Genomic DNA, 24,413 nt, shown 5'->3' with positions numbered 1-24,413 from the left:
GAGCGAGGAACCGATATGCAGGTTTCATTCGAAAAAATCGATCAGAGCTACGGACGACAGACGCTGTTTCGTTCACTCGACCTGGTCATTCCAAGCGGCCAGTTTTTTACGCTGCTCGGCCCGTCGGGCTGCGGCAAGACTACCTTGCTGCGAATGCTTGCCGGATTCGTGCGGCCCGACCGTGGACGTGTTCTTTTCGGCAACGAGAACGTCACGTCAATTCCGGTCCACCGACGGGGCGTGGGCATCGTGTTTCAGGACTACGCACTTTTCCCGGATCGGTCGGTGATGGCGAATGTCTCATACGGGCTGCTGGCCCGCGGAATGGCGAGGCAGGAGGCGTTTGAGCGATCGGCTTCGATGCTCGAGCGCGTTGGACTTGGCGCCTTTCTCGATCGCGCTCCGGCCGCACTGTCCGGTGGCCAACGGCAACGGGTGGCGATGGCTCGCGCTCTTGTCATCGAACCAAAAGTATTGCTGCTCGACGAACCACTGTCAGCGCTCGACGTAAAACTGCGCGTTGAACTGCGTTCGATGATTCGCACCTTGCAGATCGAAGCGGGGATAACGACAGTGTTCGTGACTCACGACCAGGAGGAAGCGCTCGCCGTGTCGGATCAGATCGCTGTCATGAATCGCGGCGAGATCGTGCAGATCGGATCACCACTGGGAATCTACACACGCCCTCGCACCGCATTCGCGGCCGACTTTGTGGGCGGCGCCAACGTTATCCCGATCATTCAGGAGTTGGCCTCCCGCAGCGATGGTCTGCGACGGATGGAAACGCCAGCAGGCATTCTGCTCACAAGAAGCGATGCGCATGTTCCAGACGGCGCTTCACTGGCGGTCCGTGGAGCGGATATTTCCATCGCTGACGCTTCGCCCGTAAAGGACGGGGAAATAGCGGGATCAATCGTTCAGGTCGAATATCGAGGTCACACGGTTGGGTACTCCGTCCAGACGAGTATCGGACCGATCCGCGTCGATGCCTCCGCTTCACAGGGTACGCGGCTTCGATCGAGGGGAGAACCTGTTGTGTTGAGAGTGCCGCACTCTTCGCATATCGTGGAGGGAACGCTATGTTAGGCAGCCTCCGGCGCGATCCCGTATGGCTCGCGCTAGCCGTTCTCTCAATTGCCTTGTTGTGCGCGTTTTTGCTATGGCCGTTAGGCACGATGCTCGGCAAGTCTCTGATCGACTCTACTGGCGCTGCTGACTTCAGCGGTTATGTGCGTTTTTTTTCTGAGCGTGGGTATCGCGAAGCGCTATTCAACACACTGATCCTAGGGGGTGCCGTAACCGTCTCTTCGATGCTGGTCGGCGGAGGACTTGCAATCGTTGTTGCGCGTTGCGCATTCCCTCTGGCGGGACTGGTTTGTGCGCTGCCATTCATCACGCTCGTGGTGCCCGATGTCGTGGTGGCCGCCGCCTGGGTATTGATCCTGGGCAAGCAAGGGGTGGTGAATATGCTGCTCACGCCGACAGGACTCCAGGTGCCGTCATTGTATTCGTGGTGGGGTCTCGTATTTGTGATGACCCTTAACAACTACGTCTATGCGTTTGTAGCGGTCTTCGTCGGACTGAAGTCGATGGATCGCAATCTGGAAGAAGCTGCGCTTAGCCTTGGTCGGCCGATGAGCCGAGTGCTGTCGGGTGTCACCTTGCCGATGCTGCTTCCGTCGGTATTCGCCGGTGCAATGATTGTCTTTACGCACGTCATCGGCAGCTTCGGTGTTCCGGCCATCATCGGCGCGCGGACGCCCGTTCTCGCAGTGAAGGCATACAACGAGTTTGTCAGCGAAATGGGCGGCAGTGCGCAGATGCAGACCACGATGGCGTCGTTGCTAGTGTCGTTGGGAGCCGGCGCTCTGCTGTTTCAAAAGATCGTAGTCGAGCGACGACAGTTTCAAATGGAATCCGGGCGGACACCGGCATCCTCCAGGATATCGGGTTGGCACGCCGTGGCAGCGACGTCCAGTGTGTCGCTGGTAGTCGTCATGTCGCTGCTACCTGCGCTCGTTGTCGTTGTGACTGCGTTCACGCCGTCGATCGGTCCAGTACTGAGGTATGGCAGCTTCACGCTGGACAACTTGACGCATGTTTTGTTTCAAGCGCCAGAGCCGCTCTATCACTCGCTATTCCTTGCAACGATCGCCACCGTCGCCGGCACATGCTTCTCAATTGCCGCCGCCTATCTGATCGTGAAGCGACGTTCGGCGCTCTCGCATACGCTGGACGTCCTCGTCACGCTTCCTCTGACCGTCGCCGGTACGGTTATGGGGATCGCCTTGACGAATACCTTTGGGAGCGGCTGGCTTGTCCTGACTGGAAGCTGGGTCATCATGGCGCTCGCCTACTTCTTGCGAAAAGTGCCGACGAGCGTGCGCGCTGCAATCGGCCCACTTCATAACCTGAAGGACTCGATCGAGGAAGCGTCGATGAGTCTTGGGGTTAGCCCGATCAAGAGCTTTTTCAAAGTCGTCCTGCCTGTCATTGGCCCATCGGTCGCGGCTGCCGCCGTTCTGATGTGGGTCACGACATTGTCCGAACTGTCGGCGACGATCGTGCTGTATTTCGGCGGTATGAGCACGATGCCAATCGAAATCTTCCAGCAGGTCGACAGTGACCGTCTGGCGCTCGCCTGCGCATACAGCCTCTTGCTTCTGCTCTCCATCTTTGTGCCGCTTGCGGTGGCCAAATGGAAACTTCGCCTCAAAATAGGAACGATCGAATGACCGCAATCGAAACGACACTTCTGGCAAATCGGGTCCTCGGCGCCAAACCTTCCGCCACGAAGGAAATGACCCGCCTTGCGAATCAGTTGAAACGCGAAGGCGCGGACGTAATCGCGCTCAGTCAGGGCGAACCGGATTTCCCGACGCCAGAGCACGTTCGCGAGGCTGCCAAACTTGCGATCGATCGCAATGAATCGCGTTATACGGACGTCGCCGGTACGCTCGAACTTCGCGAAGCGGTAGTACGCAAATTCCAGCGCGACAACGGGCTCGACTATCGACCGGAGCAGATCCAGGTAGGGTGCGGCGCCAAGCAATTGCTGTATAACGCGCTTCAGGCCACGATCAATCCCGGGGACGAGGTCGTTATTCCGACGCCCGCGTGGGTGTCCTACCCGGAGATGGTCTTGCTTGCCGGGGGTCGTCCAATCATTGTCCGCTGTGGCGCCGCCAGCGGCTTCAAAATCACGCCAGCGCAACTCGAAGAGTCGATCACGCCGCGCACGAAATGGCTGATGCTGAATTCCCCGTCGAATCCAAGCGGTGCAGTCTATAGCACCGAAGAACTCTCCGCGTTAGGAGAGGTGCTTCTGCGACATCCGAACGTTTGGGTGATGGCCGACGACATCTACGAAAAAATCCGTTACGACGATTCGGCCTTCGCCACGCCGGCCGCCGTGACCCCCGAACTGGCTTCTCGCACGCTGACGATCAACGGAGTGTCCAAGGCATACGCGATGACTGGCTGGCGGGTAGGGTTTGGAGCAGGACCCGCCGAGCTCATCAAGGCGATGAATCTCGTTCAGTCGCAATCCACGTCTCATACGAGTTCGATCAGTCAGGCGGCATCGATTGCCGCGCTGGATGGCCCGATGGACTTCCTAGACCGTTTTGTCGAACAGTTTCGCAAGCGCCGCGACAATGTCGTCGATACTTTGCGTGGGATCAAAGGCCTGACATGCGATCTTCCGCCCGGCGCCTTCTACGCTTTTCCTGGTTGTGTCGGTCTGCTCGGCACCCGTGATGAATCTGCAAATCTGATCGCGACCGATATCGATCTTGCGATGTACATCCTTCGGACAGCAGGCGTTGCAGTTGTACCCGGCACGGCCTTTGAACTGCCGGGCCACTTCCGCATCTCGTATGCTGCGTCCGACGCCGAGTTGCGCGAAGCAATGAGCCGCATCGCCCGAGCCTGTTCCGCGCTGCGTTAAGTCACGCCGTCAAAAAGCTCCCGACAACCTTGAAGTTAAAATAGGATACCTAAATGACAAAGAATGAATTTCTGCGTGAGACACTTAACCAAGGCAGGCTTTTCACGGCGATGGCGGCACATAATCCATTGTCTGCCAAGCTGGCCGAGCAGGCTGGTTTCGATGGTATATGGGGTAGCGGCTTCGAGCTTGCCGCGAGCTATGCGGTCCCCGATGCGAACATTCTTTCGTTCGGCACACATCTGGAGATGATGCGCGCCATCGCTTCGGTTACCTCGATTCCTCTTATTGCCGACATCGATACCGGTTTCGGCAATGCCGTCAATGTCCGATACGTCGTACCTCAATACGAAGCGGCCGGGGCGTCGGCGATCGTGATGGAGGACAAGACATTTCCCAAGGATACGAGTTTGCGTGCGGAAGGGCGGCAAGAACTCGTCCGCATCGAGGAGTTTCAGGGAAAGGTCGCAGCCGCTGTGGCGGGACGACATGATCCTGACTTCGTGATCATTGCGCGCACCGAAGCGCTGATCGCGGGCCAAGGGCAGGACGAAGCGCTGCGCCGCGCCGCCGCATATGAAGAAGCCGGCGCCGATGCAATCCTGATCCACTCGAAGCAGAAGACACCCGACGAAGTACTCGCCTTCATTAATGCGTGGAACGGCCGCGTGCCACTGGTACTTGTTCCGACTGCATATCCTGAACTGACTGAATCAGACATCAAGGCACTTCGCAAGGTCGGTATCGTCATCTACGGAAATCATGCGATCCGTGCAGCCGTGGGAGCAATGCAAACCGTCTTTGCAAAGATACGGCGAGAGGAAGGAATTCGCGAAGTCGATAAAACGTTACCGTCCGTCCAGGAAATCATTAGTCTTCAGGGCGACGCGCACATGGGCGATATCGAAGCGAAATTCCTTCGCTGAACACGGTTGGCAAGCGCGCGCCGGATTGCCGGCAAAACCACGGTGGGCGCGCGATTCATCTATTGCGAGGAACAGAATGGCGATCGACGTTTTTTCGTTTCACGGTGGCCGGGTCACGAGTCCAACCACCACGCTCTGTGATCGCGCGGATGGTGGCCATCTCATTGTCTATCCGTCTCAATCGGTCTGGGAGCGAAGCGAACTCGCCCCGCTCGATTTGTATCATTGGTCATGCCTTGTCGCAGCGACCGGCCGCGCGATGCTCCAAGTCTTGCCGCAACTCGACGGTGGCTGCGTGAATTAGCGGGAAGCGGGAAATTGGTCGCTGAACGACAGCGCAGACCCTGCGGGACCCAAGAACGTAACGGAACATCGGAAAGTGCATCATCACATTTTCGGCAGAAGCAGGAACGCGCTCAGTGACGACTGGAAATGGGGCGAGGCTCCGAAGTTTCCAGACTTCGCGAAGAAGAAACAATGGGCATGCAACCGCAATCCACTCAACGGCGATGAGCGTGACGCCATAGCGCGGCGCGTCGGTGAAATCTTACGTGGGAGCTATGGGCTATAAGTTCGGCAAGTTCGTCGCTGCTCACCCGGAAGCCCATCGGATGTCCTGGGCGCTGAAGGGAGCCGATCAAGTCGCATACAGTGGAGACGCGACGAAAAACTCGGTCTAGCGCAGTCGCGCTCGTCGAAGCCCCGGTCCGCTCGCGCGGAGCCGGGGCTTCGTCGTATTCGGCGTCTGCATGACACTAGGCAATCATATTAATTGAACGGTCGTGCTTTTTTGTGTATTCTGCACCCATCGCCCACAATTAATCCGATATCCGGTCGACAGGAGACACTCATGGCAGTGGACTACACGAACCGCGGCGGCATCGCGGTCATTACCCTCGATAACCCGCCGGTCAACGGGCTCGGTCATTCGACGCGCGCGGGCATCGTAGAAGGCATCGAACGCGCCAACGATGACGACGACGTGCGCGCCATCGTCATCATCGGCGCGGGCAAGGCATTTTCGGGCGGCGCGGACATCACCGAATTCAATACGCCGAAAGCCACGCAAGAGCCCACGCTCATGACCGTGATCAAGGCGCTGGAAGAGAGCGCGAAGCCGGTGGCCGCGGCGATCCACGCGGTCGCGATGGGCGGCGGTCTCGAACTCGCGCTCGGCGCGCACTACCGCATCGCCGCGCCCGGCGCGCAGATCGCGCTGCCGGAAGTGAAACTCGGCCTGCTGCCCGGCGCGGGCGGCACGCAGCGCCTGCCGCGCGTGGTCGGGCTGGAAACGGCATTGAACATGATCGTGTCGGGTGCGCCGGTGCCGTCGGAAACGCTCGCGCAGACCGCGCTTTTCGACGAACTCGTCGAAGGCGATCTACTGACCCGCGCGCTGTCGTTCGCGAGCAAGGCGGCGGATTGGGGCGGTCCGCATCCGAAAGTACGCGACCGCGAGATCGAGCACCTGAACGCCGAAGGTTTCATCCAGTTCGCAAGGAACGGCGTCGCGGCGGTCGCGAAACAATTCCCGGCGCCGCACAAGTGCATCGACGCGGTCGAAAAGGGCGTGAAGGAAGGCTTCGAGCGTGGCCTCGCATTCGAACGCGAATGTTTTCTCGCGCTCGTGCAGACACCCGAGAGCCGCGCGCTGCGGCATGCGTTTTTCGGCGAGCGCGCGGCCGCCAGAATCGCCGATGTGCCCTCGAATACGCCTGTCAGGACCATCGCGCAAATCGGCGTGATCGGCGCGGGCACGATGGGCGGCGGCATCGCGATGAACTTCCTCAACGCGGGCTTGCCTGTCGTGCTGCTCGAAACGAAGCAGGAGGCGATCGATCGCGGGCTCGCCACGATCCGACGCAACTATGAAGCCCAGGTCAAAAAGGGCAAGCTCACGCAGGAGAAGGTCGAAGAGCGTATGGCGCTGATTCAGCCGACGCTGTCGTTCTCCGATCTGGCGAACGCGGACCTGATCATCGAAGCCGTGTTCGAGGAACTGGGCGTGAAGGAGCAGGTGTTCCGCCAGCTCGATGAAATCGCGAAGCCCGGCGCGATCCTCGCATCGAACACATCGACGCTCGATCTGAACCGGATCGCCGCGTTCACGAAGCGCCCCGGCGATGTCATCGGCATGCACTTCTTCAGCCCCGCGAACGTGATGAAGCTGCTCGAAGTCGTGCGCGGCGAGAAGACGGACAAGGACGTGCTCGCCACCGTCATGCAGCTCGCGAAGAAGATCAAGAAGACGGCGGTGGTGTCGGGCGTGTGCGACGGCTTCATCGGCAACCGGATGATCGAGCAGTACATCCGGCAAGCGCTTTTCATGCTGGAGGAGGGTGCGCTGCCCGCGCAGATCGATCGCGCGATCGAAAAATTCGGCTTCGCGATGGGCCCGTTCCGCATGAGCGATCTCGCGGGCAACGACATCGGCTGGGCGATCAGAAAGCGCCGCTATCGGGAGCAGCCTGATCTGCACTATTCGCGCGTCGCGGATCGCCTGTGCGAGACGGGCCGCTTCGGGCAGAAGACCGGCGCGGGCTGGTACGACTATCAGCCGGGCAGGCGCGACGCGGCGCCGTCGAAACTCGTCAACGACATGATCGTCGCGTATTCGAACGAGCGCGGCGTCGGACGGCGCAAGATCGGCGACGAAGAGATCGTCGAGCGCCTCGTGCTCGCGCTCGTGAACGAAGGCGCGAAGATTCTCGCGGAAGGCATCGCCAGCAAGGCGTCGGATATCGACATGGTCTATCTGACGGGCTACGGCTTTCCGCTCTGGCGCGGCGGCCCGATGCTCTATGCGGACACCATCGGCCTCTACAACGTGGAGCGCGCGATGCGCAAGTACGCGAAGCAGGCCAACGGCGAAGCGTGGCGGCCCGCCGCGCTCGTGACCCGGCTCGCGCAATCGAATGGACGCTTCAATGACTGAGATGAAACCCGTCGAAGACGTGTTGCTCGTCGTGGATGTGCAGTACGACTTCATGCCGGGCGGGGCGCTTGCCGTCGCGTGCGGCGATGAAGTCGTGCCCATCGTCAACCGGCTTGCGCGCGCGTTCTCGCACGCCGTGCTGACGCAGGACTGGCATCCGCGCTCGCATGTGTCGTTCGCGGCGAATCACGCGGGCCGAAAGCCGTTCGAGACGATGACGCTGCCGTACGGCGAACAGGTGCTGTGGTCGGTTCATTGCGTGCAGGACACCGAGGGCGCGGCGCTGCATCGCGATCTGCATGTGCCGCATGCGCGGCTCGTGATCCGCAAGGGACATCACGAGCGGGTCGACAGTTACTCGGCGTTCATCGAAGGGGATCGCGTCACACCGACCGGCCTCGAAGGCTATTTGCGCAACGTCGGCGCGAAGCACGTCTGGCTCGCGGGACTCGCGACCGACTATTGCGTCGCGTGGTCCGCGCTCGATGCGCGCACGGCGGGCTTCGACGTTACCGTGATCGAGGACGCGTGCCGCGCGATCGATCTCGACGGCTCGCTCGAACGCGCGTGGCAGGACATGCGCGACGCCGGCGTGCGGCGCGTGGACTCAGCAGACATACTCAATTAAAGCAAGGGAGACAACATGACTGATGCAGTCATCGTATCGACGGCGCGCACCGCGCTCGCCAAATCGTGGCGCGGCGCGCTCAACATGACCCACGGCGCGACGCTCGGCGGGCACGTGACGAAGGCCGTCGTCGAACGCGCGGGCATCGATCCGGCGCGCGTCGAGGACGTCATCATGGGCTGCGCGAATCCCGAAGGCGCGACGGGCATGAACATCGCGCGGCAGATCGCATTGCGCGCGGGTTTGCCCGTTTCCGTGGCCGGCATGACGGTGAATCGGTTCTGCTCGTCGGGATTGCAGACGATCGCGCTCGCCGCGCAACGCGTGATCGCGGGCGAGGGCGATGTGTACGTCGCGGGCGGCGTCGAATCGATCTCGTGCGTGCAGAACGAGATGAACCGCCACATGCTCACCGATGGCTGGCTGAACCAGAACAAGCCGGAGATCTACTGGTCGATGCTGCAGACCGCCGAGACCGTCGCGAAGCGCTACGAGATCTCGAAGGCGCGGCAGGACGAATACGGCGTGCGCTCGCAGCAGCGCGCGGCGGCGGCTCAGGCCGCGGGCAGGTTCGACGATGAAATCGTGCCGATCACCGTGCTCGCCGGCATCGCCGACAAGGCGACGGGCCGCATGTTCACCAAGGAAGTGACGCTTGCCGCCGACGAAGGCATCCGCGCCGACACGACGCTCGAAGGCGTATCGAAGATTCGGACCGCGCTGCCCGGCGGGGTCGTCACGGCGGGCAACGCGAGCCAGTTTTCCGACGGCGCATCGGCGAGCGTCGTGATGAACGCGACGCTCGCCGAGAAAGAGGGACTTCAGCCGCTCGGCATCTTCCGCGGCTTCGCGGTCGCGGGCTGCGAGCCGGACGAGATGGGCATCGGTCCGGTGTTCGCCGTGCCGAAGCTTTTGAAGCGCGCGGGCTTGTCCGTCGACGATATCGGCTTGTGGGAGCTGAACGAAGCGTTCGCCGTGCAGGTGCTCTACTGCCGCGACACGCTGGGCATTCCCGATGAGCGCCTGAACGTGAACGGCGGCGCGATCGCGGTCGGGCATCCGTATGGCGTTTCGGGCGCGCGGCTGACGGGCCATGCGCTCATCGAAGGCAAGCGGCGCGGCGCGAAGTTCGTCGTGGTCACGATGTGCATCGGCGGCGGCCAAGGGGCTGCGGGGCTGTTCGAAATCGTGTGACGGTTGCGCGTTTCTCGCCGCACGGCGATTTTTGCTACGCTTCAGTTCTCGTTCGACAACAGGAGTCGCCGTGCTACGTCACATCGTCATGTGGAAGCTGAAGGAAAACGCCGAGGGCGCGAGCCGCGCCGAGAACGCCGAAAAGCTGAAGGCGAAGCTCGAGACCTGCCGCAGCATCGTCAAGGGGCAGGGACATTTCGAAGTCGGCACCGCGCAGCCTGGTTTCGCGTGCACGTACGACGTCGTGCTGGTCTCCGACTTCGACGACCACGCCGCGCTCGAAGCCTATCAGGTTCATCCGAAGCATCAGGCGCTGAAGGACTTCGTCGCGGCGATCCGCGAAGACCGGCAGTGCGTCGATTACGAAGTGTGAGCGCGATGTCTTCTTCTGATTCCTCGAGCAACGTTTCGATCGAAAGCCCGTTCATCGACGCGCTCGGCGTGCAGCTCGTCAAGGCCGCCGACGGCGAGAGCGAAGTGCGTATGCCGCTTCAGGAAGCGCACATGAACACGTGGGGCATCGCGCACGGCGGCGTCACGATGACGCTCCTCGACGCAGCGCTTGCGCTCGCCGCGCGCAGCGTCGCGGGCGATGGAATAGGCGTCGTCACCGTCGAGATGAAAGTCAACTTCATGCAGCCGGGCCGCGGCGAACTGCGCGGCTATGGCCGCGTGCTGCATCGCTCGACGACGATGGCCTATTGCGAAGGCGAGATCCGCGACAGCGAAGGCCACTTCGTCGCGAAGGCGCTCGGCACGTTCAAGTACATGAAGCGGCTCGCGGTCGGGCGCGACATCGTCAGGCAGAAGATGCGTTCCGATCCGAAGGCGACGCCCGGTCCGAGCGACGCCTGATCCAAACAATCCGCGAAGGAGAATCCGCATGGCTGAGACACACATCAACCGCCAGATCCTGCTCGTGTCGCGCCCGCAAGGCGAGGCGTCGGTGTCGAACTTCAAGCTGGTCGAAACGCCGCTCGCGCCGCTGCAAGACGGCGAAGTGCGCGTGCGCAATCACTATCTGTCGCTCGATCCGTACATGCGCGGCCGCATGGACGACGCGAAATCGTACGCCGCGCCGCAGCCGCTCGACCAAGTGATGATCGGCGGCACCGTGGGCGTCGTGAGCGAGTCGCGCAACCCGGCGTTCGCGGTGGGCGATAGCGTCGTCGGCGTGCTCGGCTGGCAGGAGTTCGGTACCTCCGATGGCCGCGGCCTGAACAAGGTCGATGCGTCGCGCGTGCCGCTGTCCGCTTATCTCGGCGCGGTCGGCATGCCGGGCGTCACGGCGTGGTACGGGCTCAATCGCATCATCGAGCCGAAAGCCGGCGAGACGGTCGTCGTGTCGGCGGCGAGCGGCGCGGTGGGCAGCGTCGTCGGGCAACTGGCGAAAGCGGCCGGATGCCGCGCGGTCGGCATCGCGGGCGGACCGGACAAGTGCCGCTATGTCGTCGAGACGCTCGGCTTCGATGCCTGCGTCGATTACAAGGCGGGCAAGCTCTACGAGGATCTGAAGGCCGCGACACCCAACGGCGTCGATGGCTACTTCGAGAACGTCGGCGGCGCAACGCTCAATGCCGTGCTCGCGCGCATGAACGCGTTCGGACGCGTCGCCGTGTGCGGAATGATCTCCGGTTACGACGGCAAGCCTTTGCCGATGGACGCGCCCCGACTCATCCTGACGCAGCGGCTCAAGCTCCAGGGCTTCATCGTCTACGAACATCTGGATATCTGGCCGCAGGCGCTGAAGGAACTCGCCGAGCGCGTCGCGACGAAGAAACTGCATTTTCGCGAGAGCATCGCGCAAGGGCTGGAGAATGCGCCCGAGGCGTTTCTCGGCCTCCTGCGCGGAAAGAACTTCGGCAAGCAACTCGTGAAGCTCGTCTAGTCGCGAAGGAACGCACGTGGATCGATTCGAAGGCAAGGTCGCCGTCATCACCGGCGCGGGCAGCGGATTCGGGCGCGAGTTCGCGAAGCTGGGCGCGTCGCTCGGCATGAAGCTCGTGCTCGCCGATCTCGACACCGCCGCGCTCGCCGCGACCGTCGAAGCGGTGCGCGCGGAGGGCGGCGACGCGATCGGCGTCACGACGGACGTGTCGGACGCAGCTCAGGTCGAAGCACTCGCGCGCGCGTCGCTCGAAACGTACGGCGGCGCGCATCTGCTCTTCAACAACGCGGGCGTCGGCGCGGGCGGCTTCGTGTGGGAGAACAGCGCGAACGACTGGCAATGGGTTTTCGGCGTGAACGTGATGGGCGTCGCGAACGGACTGCGCGCGTTCGTGCCGGTCATGCTCGAACAGAACGAGCCGGCGCATATCGTCAACACGGCGTCGGTGGCGGGCCTGCTCGCCGCGCCCGCGATGGGCGTCTACAACGCATCGAAGCACGCGGTGGTCGCGCTGACCGAGACGCTTCATCACGACTTGCGGCTCGCGGGTGCGTCGCTGATCGGCGTGTCGCTGCTGTGTCCCGCGTTCGTGCCGACCGGCATTGCCGACGCCGAACGTTCGCGGCCCGAGGCGCTCGCCAACGAGGCGCCTTACACGGCGTCGCAGAAGCTCGCGGCCCGGCAACTCACGCGGGCGGTGGAAGGCGGCAAGCTCACGGCGCGCGACGTCGCCCTTTTGACGTTCGATGCAGTTCGCGAAGGGCGCTTCTATGTCATCACGCATCCGAACATCATGGCGTCGGTGCAACTGCGGCTCGACGACATCGCGCAACTGCGCAACCCGACCGATCCGATGTCGCTGAAACGGCCGCGCTGACGGCGTGGTTCGTGGCATCATCGTGCCCCTTTGACATTCACTTCGCCGATGCCGCTCAATCCGAAGATCGCGCAAATCCTGGAGATGGTCGCGCGCGCGAATCGACCGCCGTATCACACGCTCACGCCGCAACAGGCGCGCGCCGCGTACGCGATGAGCGCGCAAATTCTCGACATCGCGCCGCTGCCGATGTTCAGCGTCGAGGACCTGCGCATTCCCGTGCGCGATGGCGAAACGATCGGCGTGCGCATCTATCATCCGGTCGAGCCGGGCTGGGCCGAGCCTGTCGCGGCGCTCATGTATCTGCACGGCGGCGGCTTTACGGTCGGCAGCATATCGACGCATGACGCGCTATGCCGCAAGCTTGCGCACGACGCGGGCTGCGCGGTCGTATCGGTCGATTACCGTCTCGCGCCCGAGCACAAGTTTCCCGTCGCGGTGAACGATGCGTTCGACGCGCTGCAATGGCTCGTTCGCGAAGCGCCGACGCTCGGCATCGATCCGGCGCGACTCGCGATCGGCGGAGATAGCGCGGGCGGCACGCTCGCGATCGTGTGCGCGGTGCTCGCGCGCGATGCGGGCATCGATCTGCGGCTGCAGTTGTTGATCTATCCGGGCACGAGCGCGTGGCAGAAGAGCGCGTCGCACGCGCGGCTCGCGGATGGCTATCTGCTTTCCGGCGAAACGATCCAGTGGTTCTTTGCGCAATATCTGCGCGACGATCGCGACCGCGACGACTGGCGCTTCGCACCGCTCGATGCGGCGGGCGGCGTGCCGGATTTCAAAGGCGTTGCGCCCGCGTGGATCGCGGCGGCGGATCACGATCCGCTCTATGACGAGGACATCGCGTTTGCAGCCACGCTCGAAAAGGCGGGCGTGGCGGTCACGCTCGTGCGGTATGAAGGCATGATCCACGAGTTCTTCAAGATGGGCGGGTTCGTGCCGGAAGTCGCCGGGGCGCATGCGGAAGCGGTGAGGGTGTTGCGGGCGGCGTTGGAGTGATTCGCCTAGGCTTCGATCTCGAACGCAAACGCCCGCTCGAATTCCCCCGGCCGCACGATGCGATGCGAACCGTCATCATCGCTACGTTCCTTGATTTCCAGCGATAGTCCCCGCGCAAACGGCTTCACGCGCAACGCCGTCGTGCTGCGCGTCGCGTAATCGGGCGTTTCGATAAACGCCGCCGACAGCACGCGCTCCCGCTCGATCGAAATGCCCGTCGATGGAAGATGCTCGTCGTTCGCAATGCGCGGATCGCGCAATGTGTCGATGAGCACATCGAGCGACGGGCGTTCATCGGCGTGAATCAGATCGCACAGCGCTTCGCGTTGCGCGACGAGCTTCGGCCAGGGCGTGTTCAACAGACTGTTGGACAAGCCATGCACGCCTGCGTCGAGCAACGCGGGTGGCGCATCGGCGCGATTGCCGTACCAGCCGAGCTCGCGCCGCGTGAGGTCTCCGCACAGCAGGTTGAAGCCGTTATATCGATGACCTTCCCGCGCCACGTTCTGTAAATAATCGAGCGGCGCTTCGCGCTCGCCCGCGAGAAAATTGCTCACGAGCGTGCCGCGCGTCGGCGCGTTCGGCTTCATGTCGCCCGGCGCGCGATAGTTGGTGAGCGCCGCGAAACGGCCATCGCGCGAAACACCGAGCCACGTTCCGCCACCCGCCAGATCGCGGCCCGCGAGTACGCCAGGCGCATCGTTCCACCAGTGCATCGGCTCGGCGTCACGGCGCAGAAATTCGTCGCGGTTGGCCGAGAGCGTCAGCAATGCGCGGCCGCTTTCCTCGGAAGCCGCGGGCTGCCAGTCGAAGACGATCAGACACATGCGCGCGCGACCTCAGGCGTCGGCGGGAAAAGCGTAGGGCAGCGGCACGAAGCCGAGCGCGGGGCCATCGGCTGCGCCGACGTGCACCGAGCCGCTTTCGAGCGCGGCGAGCTTGATTTCGACGAGGCAATCCACGCCGCCGTGCTCGCCGGGCGCCACGTTGACGACGAGTCCGCACGGCTGGCCGGGATCATCGGAATGAAAGAGCTCGGCGCCGGGCAGGACGGAATCGGCGCCGGTATCGACGTGTGCGAGCGCCGTGCGCCGCTTGATCGTGCCGCGATACTGGCTGCGCGCGACGATCTCCTGTCCCGGATAGCAGCCTTTCTTGAAGTTCACCGCGCCGAGCACGTCGAAATTCACCATTTGCGGAACGAACTGCTCGACCGTCGCGTGCGTGATGCGCGGCTCGCCTGCGTGAATATCGAGCCAGTCCCACATTTGCTCGGGCACGCGCTTCAGTTTTTCGTCGAGCTTCGCGATGTGCGCCTCGACATCGGCTTTCGGTCCGACCCACAGAAAGCGCGGACGATGCGCCGCATCCGGCACGCGGATCAGCGCGCCGTGCGGCCCTTCGACCTTCACGTGCACGCCGTCGGGCAATGCGTCGAAGATGCCGGAGAGCGCCGCACGCACGTCGCCCGCGAAGCCGACCGCCGCCACTTCGGAAGTCGCGTCGGTGAGCTTCGCCTTCGAGCGCAGCACGAACATCGACAGGCGCTTCTGCACGGCGGCCTGCACGTCGTGCGCGATCAAGAGGCGCACCACGTCGGCCGTGCGCCACATCAGGAAGGAACCGAGCAGGCGGCCCTTCGGCGAGCAATAGCCCGCGAGCCGCGCGGTGGACGCATCGAGATGCTGGACATCGTTCGTGACCTGGTTGTGCAGGAACGAGGCGGCGTCCTCGCCCTTGACGTCGATCACGCCGAACTGGGTGAGCGGAATATACGCGCCGGCGGTCTTGACGGTTTCGAAGTCTGAAGGGGCGAGGGCGATGGTCTGGGAATTCATGAGCGGGCGGGCTGTCAATCCTATCGTTTGGGCGCAAGCCGCAGAAAGCGGCTCTGACGCAGGCGGCAAGTTATTATATTGGTCTTATCTCAAGCGTGTTTCGCATGTCCTTTTTCAAGAAATGCGTCGTGGCGGCGGTGTTCGTCGCGATGCTCGCGGCGGCCGTCGCAGGCGGCATGTACTGGTGGGCCAACCGGCCGATGACCCTGTCGACGCCCGAACTCGACGTCACAATCAAACCGCACAGCAGCCTGCGCAGCGTGAGCGCCCAGTTGAACCGTGGCGGCGTGCCCGTCGAACCCGAGCTGTTCGTGCTGATGACGCGCGTGCTCGGCCTGTCCGCGCAACTGAAGTCCGGCAACTACGCTTTCAAGAGCGGCATCACGCCTTACGAAGTGCTGGAGAAGATCGCGCGGGGCGACGTGAACGAGTACGTCGCGACCGTCATCGAAGGCTGGACGCTGCAAAAAATGCGCGGCGAGCTCGACGGCAATCCCGCGCTCACGCACGACACGGCAGGCATGACCGACACTGACCTGCTGCGGGCGATCGGCGCGGCCGAAGTCGACAAGGCATCGGCCGAAGGTCTGTTCTTCCCGGATACCTATCTCTTCGACAAGGGCACGAGGGATCTCGCCGTCTACAAGCGCGCGTATCGGCTGATGCAGGCGCGCCTCACCGAAGCGTGGAACACGCGCGCGCAGAATCTGCCTTACAAGACGCCGTACGACGCGCTCATCATGGCGTCGATCGTCGAGAAGGAGACAGGGCGCGCGTCGGACCGTCCGCTCGTCGCGGCGGTGTTCGCGAACCGGCTGCGTATCGGCATGCCGCTGCAGACTGATCCGACCGTCATCTACGGCCTCGGACCCGCTTACGGCGGAAAGCTCAGGAAAAAAGACCTCCAGACGGACACTCCGTACAATACCTACACGCGCATGGGCCTGCCGCCGACTCCGATCGCGCTGCCCGGCGTGGCCGCATTGAACGCCACGCTCAACCCCGCCGCGAGCAACGCGCTGTATTTCGTGTCGCGCGGCGATGGCAGCAGCATCTTTTCCGACAATCTGGGCGACCACAACAAGGCCGTCGACAAATACATCCGGGGTCAATGAATGGCGCGCGGCAAGTTCATCACGTTCGAAGGCATCGACGGCGCGGGCAAGACCACGCATCTGGACTGGTTCCGCCAGCGCCTCGAAGCGAAACTGGCGTCGGGCGGACATCAGGTCGCGATGACGCGCGAACCGGGCGGCACGCCGCTCGGTGAAACGCTGCGCGGCATTCTGCTGAATCAGCCGATGGACCTCGAAACCGAAGCGCTGCTGATGTTCGCCGCGCGCCGCGAGCATCTCGCGCAGGTGATCGAACCGGCGCTTTCGCGCGGCGACTGGGTGCTGTCGGACCGTTTCACCGACGCGACTTTCGCGTATCAGGGCGGCGGGCGCGGCTTGCCGCGCGACAAGCTGGAGGCGCTGGAGCGCTGGGTGCAGGGCGGTTTCCAGCCTGATCTGACCGTGCTTTTCGACGTACCGACCGACACCGCGAGCGAGCGACGCTCGGCGGCCCGCGCGCCGGACAAGTTCGAGAGCGAGTCGGAGGCGTTTTTCGAGCGCACGCGCAACGAGTATCTGCGCCGCGCGGAGGAATCGCCGCAGCGGTTCTTCATCGTCGATTCGACGCGGTCTATCGAAGACATTCGTGAAAAGCTTGAAGAAGTAATCGCAATCCTCTGATTTAACATAGAAACATATCGATGATCTACCCTTGGCAAACCGACGACTGGCAACGTCTCCAGCAACTGCGCGCGCACTGGCCGCATGCGCTTTTACTGCATGGCGAGGCGGGCATCGGCAAGCTTCAGTTCGCGCAGCATCTCGCGCAGGGACTGCTATGTGAGATGGCTACCCCGAACGGCGAGCCGTGCGGGACTTGCCGCGCATGCCTGTGGTTTTCGCAAGGCAATCATCCCGATTACCGCGCGGTGCTGCCTGAAGCACTCGCGGGCCTCGCGGCCGGCAACGCCGACGCCTCCGATGCATCCGCCGACAAAGCCGATGGCGACGAAGGCAAGAAGACCCGCACGCCAAGCAAGGAAATCAAGATCGAGCAGGTGCGCGCGCTGCTGGACTTCTGCGGCGTCGGCTCGCATCGGGGCGGCCTGCGCGTCGTCGTGCTGTATCCGGCGGAAGCGCTCAACGTCGCGGCGGCGAATGCGTTGCTGAAGACGCTCGAAGAGCCGCCATCGGGCGTCGTGTTTTTGCTGGTGTCGGCGCGCGTCGATCGTCTGTTGCCCACCATCATCAGCCGTTGCCGCCAGTGGCCGATGAGCGTGCCGCCGTCGAAAGAAGCGAGCGCGTGGCTCGCGTCGCAGGGCGTCGACGATCCGGCGGGACTGCTCGCGCAGGCAGGCGGCGCGCCGCTTGCTGCGCTTGCGCTGGCGAACGACGAGAACCGCGCCCTGCGTGACTTCACGCTCGCGCAACTCGCCGCCGGACCGAATTGCGACGCCTTCGCGTGCGGCGAAAACCTGCAGAAGCTGCCGGTGCCGCTCGTGCTCGGCTGGCTGCAACGCTGGCTCTACGATCTGCTTGCCGAGCGCACGGCGGGCCGGCCGCGCTATTTTCCCGGCGCGGCGAAGGCACTCGCCCGTTGCGCCCAGAGCGCCGATCCCGCCGCGCTCGCACGCTACATGAAGACCGTCACGCGGCAGCGCGCGGTGGAAAATCACCCGCTCAATGCGCGCCTCGTGTTCGAGGAACTGTTCATCGGCTATCGCGGCATTTATACGGCCTGACATACGGCCTGACCGCGATATGCGCCCCGCGCGCAGCAGCACATGTATTAAGGAGCACCGGATGTTCGTCGATTCACACTGCCACATCAACTTCGAAGGGCTCGCCGACCGTCTGCCCGACGTGCTCGACAAGATGCGCGCGCACGCCGTGACCCATGCGCTGTGCGTGTCGGTCGATCTGGAAACGCTGCCTTCCGTGCTCGACATCGCCGAAAAGCACGAGAACGTGTATGCATCCGTCGGCGTGCATCCGGATCACGAGGATGCGAAGGAGCCGAGCGTCGCGGAACTCGTCGAACTGGCTGCGCATCCGAAGGTTTGCGCGATCGGCGAGACCGGGCTCGACTACTATCGTCTGGAAGGGCGCAGCATCGCCGACATGGAATGGCAGCGCGAGCGTTTTCGCACGCACATCCGGGCCGCGCACAAGACGGGCAAGGCGCTCATCATCCATACGCGCTCGTCGTCGGACGACACCCTGCGCATCATGGAGGAAGAGCGCGCGGGCGTGCCGGGCGGCGTGATGCATTGCTTCACGGAGCCGTGGGAGATCGCGGAACGGGCACTCGCGCAGAACTTCCATATTTCGATCTCGGGCATCGTCACGTTCAAGAATGCGAAAGACGTGCAGGACGTTGCGCGGCGCGTGCCGATCGAGCGTTTGCTGATCGAAACCGATTCGCCGTATCTCGCGCCGGTGCCGTATCGCGGCAAGCCGAACGAACCTGCGTACGTGAGTTATGTCGGACGTTTCATCGCGCAGTTGCGCGAGCAGCCGGAAGAAGCCGTCGCAGAGGCGACCACCGAGAACTTCTTCCGGCTCTTCAAGATCGCGCGGCCAGTCTGAGGGCAGCCGGCCCGCGCGCGAAAAAAACCTGTTTCAAGGCAATCCGAAGGTCACTATGAACAATTCCCCGATGGTTTCCACCCTGTCCGTGGCGAGCGTGCCAAACGTTTCCCGTGCCCGGGATGTCCGCAATGCACGAGCAGGCGCGGCCGTGCGCGGCCTCGTCGCGGGCGCGCTGCTGGCCGCATGCGCGATCGCGCAGCCGGTCTGGGCCGCATCCGTGGACTCGCTCATCAAGGCGGTCAAGTTCGACGACGTCTCCGCCGTCAAGAAGCAACTCGCGCAGGGCGCGGACCCGAATACGGTCGACAACACGGGCACGCCGATCATCGTGATCGCCGCGCGCGAGAAGTCCGACAAGGTCGGCCAGTTGCTCGCCGACAATTCGAAGACCGATCTTGAGAAACTCGACCCCGCCGGCGAAAACGCGATGATGCTCGCCGCGCTCAACGGCGACGCGACCTTCGTGAATCTCCTGATCGCAAAGGACGCCGAAGTGAACAAGAAGGGCTGGACGCCGTTGCACTACGCGGCGACCAACGGCCATGACGATATCGTGAAGATCCTGGTCGATCATTCGGCCTATATCGACGCCGGTTCGCCCAACGGCACGACGCCGCTCATGATGGCCGCGCGCGGCGGTCATCTTTCGACCTGCAAGCTGCTGCTCGACGAAGGCGCGGATCTGCGTGTGAAGAATCAGCTCGGCATGACGGCGGTGGACTTCGCCCGCAAGTACAACGAGAAGGACGTCGCGGAAGGCCTGCAGGCGCGTCTGGATTCGATGCCGCAGAGCGGCGGCGCTCCGCAAAGCGGCTCAAACGGTGCAAAATAGCGCAGCGCGACAGTCAAGCTCCGGGGCACGCGCGGTCAGGCGCGGCCGCACATCGCCCCGAACCCGTTGCCCCATTCAAGCCGCCGCTCAACATAAAAGGAAGACCATGCTGCGGGAATTCGTCCTCGCCTGTGCTCTCGCGACGCCCGTCTGCGCGTTTGCGTTTACCGGCAACGATCTGAACAAGCTCTGCACCAAAACGGATCCCAATTCGCGGACTGCCTGCGCGGCCTATATCGAAGGCGCGGCGGACGGCATCTACAACACGATCGAGGCGATCGGCGGAACCTCCGGGCCGCAGGTCGGCCAGTATTTCTGTCTGCCGGCGGACGTGAAGCCGCAGCAACTCACGGACGCGGTGCGCAAGTACATCGCGAATAATCCCGACAAGGCCGATTTCAACGCGACCACGATGGTCTCGCTCGGCCTCGGCAAGGCGTTCCCCTGCAAGGCGGAGCGCTGAACGGCTTTTGACGCCGGGGCGCTATCGGGCGTCCTGGCGTCGCGCTGCATTGCGCGGCGATCCGCATCCGTGCGATGCGGCCGGCGTAATCACTTCGCCGCCTCCACCTTCACGAAGCTGATCTTCGCGACGCTCATGCTCCCACTCGATCACTTCCTGAATCTCGCAGAACGGCCGCTCGGCACCTGGCCGGGCGCGCTCGTCGTGGCCGCCATCGCGGTGGTATTCGCGATCGGCGTGCATCGCATCGGCGCGCGCATTCTCGTGCGCATCGCGCGGCCGTATCCGCTGATGAGCGTCGTCCTGCGCTACGTCGACAAGCCCGCGCTCTTCCTCCTCATCATCCTCGGAATCGGCTTCGTGATTTTCGAGGCGCCCGATACGCTGCCGCTCATCGGCGTGCTGCGCGATGTCGAAACCGTCGCGCTGATCGGTGCGCTCACGTTCCTCGCGATGCGCTCGGCGGGTGCGGTAGGCGAAGCGATCGTGCAGGCGCATCCGCTCGACACCGACGACAACCTCAACGCGCGCCGCATCCACACCCAGGCGCGCGTGCTCGCGCGCTCGGTGATGGTGGTGATCGTGATCATCGGTTTCGGCGCGGCGCTGATGGCGTTTCCGAGCGTGCGGCAGATCGGCGCGAGCCTTTTGGCATCGGCGGGTGTCGCGGGGCTCGTCGCCGGTATCGCGGCGCGGCCGGTGCTCGGCAATCTGATCGCCGGATTGCAGATCGCGCTGTCGCAGCCGATTCGCCTCGACGATGTCGTCGTGATTCAGGGCGAGTGGGGACGCGTCGAGGAAATCACCGGCACGTATGTATCGATTCGAATCTGGGACCAGCGACGCCTCATCGTGCCGTTGCAGTGGTTCATCGAGAATCCGTTCACGAACTGGACGCGCAACAGCTCGCAGATCATCGGCACGGTGTTTTTGTACGTCGATTACCGCATGCCGATCGCGCCGCTGCGCGAAGAACTGGAGCGCATTCTCGCGCACGCGCCGGAATGGGACGGCCGCGTGCAGGTGCTGCAGGTCACCGACGCCACCGACCGCGCGATGCAGCTTCGCGTGCTCGTCAGCTCGTTCGATTCGGCGCTCAACTGGGATTTGCGCTGCCGCGTGCGCGAAGGGCTCGTGAACTTCGTGCAGGCCGCGTATCCGCAGTATCTGCCGCGTGCACGCGCGGATTTGTCGACGGATAAGGACCGTCACGTCGATTTCGCGCCGCCGCTCGAACGCGAGGGCGCGACGCACGCCGCCAGCACGGCGAACACGCCCGCCGATCCGGTCGCGAGCCGCGGCGAGCCGGGCGGGCCGGATCCACGAGCGCATGCGGCGGCATCGACCGGGAAGAACTGAGGGCATCGACGGAAACCCGCGCGGGATTTTCCAGTCGAAAATTTCGGGTTTATTCTAAAAAGAAAAGTTCGAAGAGAAAAAGGAAAGCATATGAGCCGTCTCGTCGTCGTATCCAACCGGGTCGCCACGCCGACCGAAACCAAGGGCTCCGCGGGCGGCCTCGCCGTCGGCGTCTTCGGCGCGCTCAAGGACAGCGGCGGCGTCTGGTTCGGCTGGAGCGGGGACGTAGTGAGCGAAACCGTCGCGAACCAGGGGCCGAAGCTCGAACAGGACGGTGCGGTGACTTTCGCGACCGTCGGCCTGCCGAAGAAGGACTACGACCAGTATTACCGTGGCTTCTCCAACGCGATGCTGTGGCCGGTCTTTCACTATCGCAACGATCTCGCCGTCTACGACCGCGACGAATACGCCGGCTACCGGCGCGTGAACGCGTGGCTCGCGCACAAGCTCATCAAGCTGCTCGAACCCGACGACATCATCTGGGTCCACGACTATCATCTGATCCCGTTCGCCGAGGCGCTGCGCTCGGCGGGCATCACGAATCGCATCGGCTTCTTTCTGCATATCCCGTTTCCGTCGCCGCAGATTCTCTTGAACATTCCGCCGCACGAGGAACTGGTCAAGTCGCTGTGCTGCTACGACGTGGTCGGCTTTCAGACCGAACGGGACCGCGTCGCGTTTCATGACTACATCGTCCGGCACGCGCACGGCACCGCAACGCCCGACGGCCACGTCGAAGCGTTCGGCAGAAAGCTCAGGACGAACGTGTATCGCATCGGCGTGTTTCCGGACGAGATCGCCGAACAGGCCGAACGCGGCGAAGCGCGTCAGGACGTGATGGATCTGAAGCAGAGCCTCGAAGGCCGCAAGCTCATCATGAGCGTGGACCGGCTCGATTACTCGAAAGGACTCGTCGAGCGTTTTCGCGCGTTCGAGCATTTTCTGGAGAAGTCGCCCGAATGGCGCGGCAACGTCACGCTCGTGCAGATCGCGCCGCCGACGCGCGCGGATGTCGAGACCTATCAGCAGATTCGCCAAAACCTGGAGTACGAAGCGGGGCGCATCAACGGACGCTACTCCGGGCTCGATTACACGCCGATCCGCTATCTCAACCAGCGTTACGACCGATGGAAGCTGATGTCGCTCTTTCGCGAATCGCAGATCGGGCTCGTCACACCGCTGCGTGACGGCATGAATCTCGTCGCGAAGGAATACGTCGCCGCGCAGAATCCCGACGATCCCGGCGTGCTCGTGCTCTCGCAGTTCGCGGGCGCGGCCGATGAGATGACCGGCGCGGTGATGGTCAATCCGCACGATATCGTCGGCACGAGCGAGGCGATCGGGCGCGCGCTCGCGATGCCGCTCGCCGAGCGCAAGGAGCGCTACGAAACCAACATGACCGCGCTGCGCAAGCACGACCTGGGCGTGTGGCGCGACGACTTCCTCGCGGATCTGCGCGGCGACGCTCAAGCGTAACCGTCTCCCGAAACGAGTGTTTCGCCCCTGTAACAGAGCGATGAAAGTGCAATAGACGCCCACGGCGGGCTTATTCGCACTCGATAATGGGTTCAACACGCCGGCGCTTGCCGGCGCACGACAGGCATGGGCGAACCGCGCGAGACGGAATTACGCGTAAGGGCAAACCTTGTTGGCCCGGCTTACGGCCCGCTGTCATACTCGATGCGCGCCGCGGCCGGTACACGAAGTCTGCGCCGCACGTCGATATTCGCATGGAGACGAGAACGATGAGAATTGCCCAGATTGCTCCGCTGACCGAGTCGGTGCCGCCGAAACTGTATGGCGGAACCGAGCGCGTCGTGTCGTACCTCACCGAGGCGCTCGTCGAGCTCGGTCATGACGTGACGCTCTTCGCGACCGGCGACTCGCAAACCAGCGCCAACCTGGAAGCCGTATGGCCGCGCGCGTTGCGGCTCGACCCGGCGATCCGCGACCGCATCGCGCCTCACATGCTGCTGATGGAACTGGTGCGCCGTCGCGCCGAAGAGTTCGACGTCCTGCACTTTCACATGGACTATTACTCGTTCTCGCTCTTCAAGCGCCAGGACACGCCGTTCGTGACGACGATGCACGGCCGCCTCGATCTTCCCGAGCAACAGCCGGTATTCGATACGTTCAATACCGCGCCCGTGATTTCCATTTCCGATGCGCAGCGCCATCCGCTGCCGCAGGCGAAGTGGGTGAGCACGGTGTATCACGGCCTGCCGGAGAAGCTTTATACGCCGCAGCCGGTGGAACAGAAGTACCTCGCGTTTCTCGGACGCATCTCGCCGGAAAAGCGTGTCGATACCGCGATCCGCATCGCGGGCCGTTGCGGCTTGCCGATCAAGATCGCCGCCAAGGTGGATTTCGCCGATCACGAGTATTTCGAGCGCGAAATCGCGCCATTGCTGAAGTTGCCGTATGTCGAGTATGTCGGTGAGATCAACGACAGTCAGAAGGCCGAATTTCTGTCGGGCGCGCATGCGCTCATGTTCCCGATCGACTGGCCGGAGCCCTTCGGGCTCGTGATGATCGAAGCGATGGCGTGCGGCACGCCTGTCATCGCGTTCAATCGCGGCTCGGTGCCGGAAGTGCTGGACGAAGGGGTGTCGGGCTTTATCGTCGAGGATGAAATCGGCGCGGTGGCCGCGGTGAATCGCCTGCACACCTTGTCGCGCGAACGCGTGCGCGCGCGCTTCGAAGAGCGCTTCACATCGCATCGCATGGCGCGGCAGTATCTGGAGGCCTATCAGGCAGTCGTGCGCGCGCAAAAGCGCACGCGCTTCAAGCTGATCGACCGCGCGACGACGACCTGATCGGTCGAGCTTCGAAGAAAAAAACCGCCGTGTGGCGCGACCCGAAGGTCCGACCCACC

General features: G+C 63.3%; 23 protein-coding genes. 21 read left to right on the top strand and 2 right to left on the bottom strand.

What is annotated here, in order from left to right; translation table 11 throughout:
• The first annotated feature begins 15 nt into the window (after positions 1–15).
• From PQR08_RS31765 to PQR08_RS31710, 12 genes are all read left to right on the top strand, one after another.
• Complete coding sequence (locus tag PQR08_RS31765; protein ID WP_250483578.1) at positions 16–1,086, top strand: ABC transporter ATP-binding protein; 1,071 nt, start codon at positions 16–18, stop codon at positions 1,084–1,086.
• A complete protein-coding gene (locus tag PQR08_RS31760) occupies positions 1,080–2,735 on the top strand; it encodes an ABC transporter permease (protein WP_187604771.1) in 1,656 nt (551 codons plus the stop codon). The genes PQR08_RS31765 and PQR08_RS31760 overlap by 7 nt, the downstream gene beginning before the upstream one ends.
• Positions 2,732–3,949 (top strand): pyridoxal phosphate-dependent aminotransferase, encoded by a 1,218-nt coding sequence (locus tag PQR08_RS31755; RefSeq protein WP_250483579.1) that lies wholly within the window; start codon positions 2,732–2,734, stop codon positions 3,947–3,949. The genes PQR08_RS31760 and PQR08_RS31755 overlap by 4 nt, the downstream gene beginning before the upstream one ends.
• Before the next feature lie 53 nt (positions 3,950–4,002).
• Positions 4,003–4,875 carry a phosphonopyruvate hydrolase gene (locus PQR08_RS31750; RefSeq protein ID WP_187604769.1) on the top strand — a complete coding sequence of 291 codons (873 nt, stop codon included), beginning with the start codon at positions 4,003–4,005 and terminating at the stop codon, positions 4,873–4,875.
• A gap of 850 nt (positions 4,876–5,725) precedes the next feature.
• Positions 5,726–7,810, top strand: a complete 2,085-nt coding sequence (locus tag PQR08_RS31745; protein ID WP_250483581.1) for a 3-hydroxyacyl-CoA dehydrogenase NAD-binding domain-containing protein — start codon at positions 5,726–5,728, stop codon at positions 7,808–7,810.
• A gap of 1 nt (position 7,811) precedes the next feature.
• Positions 7,812–8,438 (top strand): bifunctional nicotinamidase/pyrazinamidase, encoded by a 627-nt coding sequence (pncA, locus tag PQR08_RS31740; RefSeq protein WP_250483593.1) that lies wholly within the window; start codon positions 7,812–7,814, stop codon positions 8,436–8,438.
• A 15-nt stretch (positions 8,439–8,453) separates the two neighbouring features.
• Positions 8,454–9,632, top strand: a complete 1,179-nt coding sequence (locus PQR08_RS31735) for an acetyl-CoA C-acyltransferase (protein WP_250483582.1) — start codon at positions 8,454–8,456, stop codon at positions 9,630–9,632.
• 70 nt (positions 9,633–9,702) lie between these two features.
• Positions 9,703–10,005, top strand: a complete 303-nt coding sequence (locus PQR08_RS31730) for a Dabb family protein (protein ID WP_035498667.1) — start codon at positions 9,703–9,705, stop codon at positions 10,003–10,005.
• A 5-nt stretch (positions 10,006–10,010) separates the two neighbouring features.
• Positions 10,011–10,487 carry a PaaI family thioesterase gene (locus PQR08_RS31725; protein WP_187604764.1) on the top strand — a complete coding sequence of 159 codons (477 nt, stop codon included), beginning with the start codon at positions 10,011–10,013 and terminating at the stop codon, positions 10,485–10,487.
• A gap of 28 nt (positions 10,488–10,515) precedes the next feature.
• The gene (locus PQR08_RS31720; RefSeq protein WP_250483583.1) at positions 10,516–11,520 is read left to right on the top strand and encodes an NADP-dependent oxidoreductase; all 1,005 of its coding nucleotides are present in this window, start codon (positions 10,516–10,518) and stop codon (positions 11,518–11,520) included.
• A gap of 16 nt (positions 11,521–11,536) precedes the next feature.
• Complete coding sequence (locus PQR08_RS31715; protein WP_250483584.1) at positions 11,537–12,397, top strand: SDR family oxidoreductase; 861 nt, start codon at positions 11,537–11,539, stop codon at positions 12,395–12,397.
• Between the two features lie 48 nt (positions 12,398–12,445).
• Positions 12,446–13,399 carry an alpha/beta hydrolase gene (locus PQR08_RS31710; RefSeq protein ID WP_250483594.1) on the top strand — a complete coding sequence of 318 codons (954 nt, stop codon included), beginning with the start codon at positions 12,446–12,448 and terminating at the stop codon, positions 13,397–13,399.
• 5 nt (positions 13,400–13,404) lie between these two features.
• Here PQR08_RS31710 and PQR08_RS31705 read toward each other — a convergent pair whose 3' ends face one another.
• Positions 13,405–14,226: an NRDE family protein gene (locus PQR08_RS31705; RefSeq protein WP_250483585.1), complete on the bottom strand. Its 822-nt coding sequence runs from the start codon at positions 14,224–14,226 to the stop codon at positions 13,405–13,407.
• Positions 14,227–14,238: 12 nt separating this feature from the next.
• Positions 14,239–15,237 (bottom strand): CAF17-like 4Fe-4S cluster assembly/insertion protein YgfZ, encoded by a 999-nt coding sequence (gene ygfZ / locus PQR08_RS31700; RefSeq protein WP_250483586.1) that lies wholly within the window; start codon positions 15,235–15,237, stop codon positions 14,239–14,241.
• Between the two features lie 104 nt (positions 15,238–15,341).
• Between ygfZ and mltG the strand changes: the two genes are divergently transcribed.
• The 9 genes from mltG to PQR08_RS31655 all read left to right on the top strand — a co-directional run bounded on the left by mltG (position 15,342) and on the right by PQR08_RS31655 (position 24,354).
• A complete protein-coding gene (mltG, locus tag PQR08_RS31695) occupies positions 15,342–16,352 on the top strand; it encodes an endolytic transglycosylase MltG (RefSeq protein WP_408163586.1) in 1,011 nt (336 codons plus the stop codon).
• Complete coding sequence (gene tmk / locus PQR08_RS31690; RefSeq protein WP_250483587.1) at positions 16,353–16,973, top strand: dTMP kinase; 621 nt, start codon at positions 16,353–16,355, stop codon at positions 16,971–16,973.
• Positions 16,974–16,993: 20 nt separating this feature from the next.
• Complete coding sequence (locus tag PQR08_RS31685; protein WP_250483588.1) at positions 16,994–18,034, top strand: DNA polymerase III subunit delta'; 1,041 nt, start codon at positions 16,994–16,996, stop codon at positions 18,032–18,034.
• Between the two features lie 61 nt (positions 18,035–18,095).
• Positions 18,096–18,881, top strand: coding sequence for a TatD family hydrolase (locus tag PQR08_RS31680; RefSeq protein WP_250483589.1), 786 nt, complete (start codon positions 18,096–18,098; stop codon positions 18,879–18,881).
• Positions 18,882–18,936: 55 nt separating this feature from the next.
• Positions 18,937–19,716, top strand: a complete 780-nt coding sequence (locus tag PQR08_RS31675; protein WP_250483590.1) for an ankyrin repeat domain-containing protein — start codon at positions 18,937–18,939, stop codon at positions 19,714–19,716.
• 106 nt (positions 19,717–19,822) lie between these two features.
• Positions 19,823–20,179, top strand: coding sequence for a Rap1a/Tai family immunity protein (locus tag PQR08_RS31670; protein WP_008349679.1), 357 nt, complete (start codon positions 19,823–19,825; stop codon positions 20,177–20,179).
• Positions 20,180–20,314: 135 nt separating this feature from the next.
• Positions 20,315–21,538: a mechanosensitive ion channel family protein gene (locus PQR08_RS31665; RefSeq protein ID WP_250483591.1), complete on the top strand. Its 1,224-nt coding sequence runs from the start codon at positions 20,315–20,317 to the stop codon at positions 21,536–21,538.
• 90 nt (positions 21,539–21,628) lie between these two features.
• The gene (otsA, locus tag PQR08_RS31660; RefSeq protein WP_035498648.1) at positions 21,629–23,014 is read left to right on the top strand and encodes an alpha,alpha-trehalose-phosphate synthase (UDP-forming); all 1,386 of its coding nucleotides are present in this window, start codon (positions 21,629–21,631) and stop codon (positions 23,012–23,014) included.
• A gap of 269 nt (positions 23,015–23,283) precedes the next feature.
• The gene (locus PQR08_RS31655; protein WP_187604752.1) at positions 23,284–24,354 is read left to right on the top strand and encodes a glycosyltransferase family 4 protein; all 1,071 of its coding nucleotides are present in this window, start codon (positions 23,284–23,286) and stop codon (positions 24,352–24,354) included.
• Positions 24,355–24,413 lie beyond the last annotated feature (59 nt).

Origin of the sequence: Caballeronia jiangsuensis (assembly GCF_046030135.1) — a bacterium.
In the GTDB taxonomy this organism is placed as follows: Bacteria; Pseudomonadota; Gammaproteobacteria; order Burkholderiales; family Burkholderiaceae; genus Caballeronia; species Caballeronia jiangsuensis.
The sequence above is the reverse complement of the archived record's forward strand: the minus strand, read 5'-3'. Positions and strand labels throughout refer to the sequence as shown.

What these genes read in the sequence shown, in the direction of transcription:
- PQR08_RS31765 (WP_250483578.1), top strand. Translation starts at nt 16, where the DNA reads ATGCAGGTTTCATTCGAAAAAATCGATCAGAGCTACGGACGACAGACG.
- PQR08_RS31760 (WP_187604771.1), top strand. Translation starts at nt 1,080, where the DNA reads ATGTTAGGCAGCCTCCGGCGCGATCCCGTATGGCTCGCGCTAGCCGTT.
- PQR08_RS31755 (WP_250483579.1), top strand. Translation starts at nt 2,732, where the DNA reads ATGACCGCAATCGAAACGACACTTCTGGCAAATCGGGTCCTCGGCGCC.
- PQR08_RS31750 (WP_187604769.1), top strand. Translation starts at nt 4,003, where the DNA reads ATGACAAAGAATGAATTTCTGCGTGAGACACTTAACCAAGGCAGGCTT.
- PQR08_RS31745 (WP_250483581.1), top strand. Translation starts at nt 5,726, where the DNA reads ATGGCAGTGGACTACACGAACCGCGGCGGCATCGCGGTCATTACCCTC.
- pncA (WP_250483593.1), top strand. Translation starts at nt 7,812, where the DNA reads ATGAAACCCGTCGAAGACGTGTTGCTCGTCGTGGATGTGCAGTACGAC.
- PQR08_RS31735 (WP_250483582.1), top strand. Translation starts at nt 8,454, where the DNA reads ATGACTGATGCAGTCATCGTATCGACGGCGCGCACCGCGCTCGCCAAA.
- PQR08_RS31725 (WP_187604764.1), top strand. Translation starts at nt 10,011, where the DNA reads ATGTCTTCTTCTGATTCCTCGAGCAACGTTTCGATCGAAAGCCCGTTC.
- PQR08_RS31720 (WP_250483583.1), top strand. Translation starts at nt 10,516, where the DNA reads ATGGCTGAGACACACATCAACCGCCAGATCCTGCTCGTGTCGCGCCCG.
- PQR08_RS31710 (WP_250483594.1), top strand. Translation starts at nt 12,446, where the DNA reads ATGCCGCTCAATCCGAAGATCGCGCAAATCCTGGAGATGGTCGCGCGC.
- PQR08_RS31705 (WP_250483585.1), bottom strand. Translation starts at nt 14,226, where the DNA reads ATGTGTCTGATCGTCTTCGACTGGCAGCCCGCGGCTTCCGAGGAAAGC.
- ygfZ (WP_250483586.1), bottom strand. Translation starts at nt 15,237, where the DNA reads ATGAATTCCCAGACCATCGCCCTCGCCCCTTCAGACTTCGAAACCGTC.
- mltG (WP_408163586.1), top strand. Translation starts at nt 15,342, where the DNA reads ATGTCCTTTTTCAAGAAATGCGTCGTGGCGGCGGTGTTCGTCGCGATG.
- tmk (WP_250483587.1), top strand. Translation starts at nt 16,353, where the DNA reads ATGGCGCGCGGCAAGTTCATCACGTTCGAAGGCATCGACGGCGCGGGC.
- PQR08_RS31685 (WP_250483588.1), top strand. Translation starts at nt 16,994, where the DNA reads ATGATCTACCCTTGGCAAACCGACGACTGGCAACGTCTCCAGCAACTG.
- PQR08_RS31680 (WP_250483589.1), top strand. Translation starts at nt 18,096, where the DNA reads ATGTTCGTCGATTCACACTGCCACATCAACTTCGAAGGGCTCGCCGAC.
- PQR08_RS31675 (WP_250483590.1), top strand. Translation starts at nt 18,937, where the DNA reads ATGAACAATTCCCCGATGGTTTCCACCCTGTCCGTGGCGAGCGTGCCA.
- PQR08_RS31670 (WP_008349679.1), top strand. Translation starts at nt 19,823, where the DNA reads ATGCTGCGGGAATTCGTCCTCGCCTGTGCTCTCGCGACGCCCGTCTGC.
- PQR08_RS31665 (WP_250483591.1), top strand. Translation starts at nt 20,315, where the DNA reads ATGCTCCCACTCGATCACTTCCTGAATCTCGCAGAACGGCCGCTCGGC.
- otsA (WP_035498648.1), top strand. Translation starts at nt 21,629, where the DNA reads ATGAGCCGTCTCGTCGTCGTATCCAACCGGGTCGCCACGCCGACCGAA.
- PQR08_RS31655 (WP_187604752.1), top strand. Translation starts at nt 23,284, where the DNA reads ATGAGAATTGCCCAGATTGCTCCGCTGACCGAGTCGGTGCCGCCGAAA.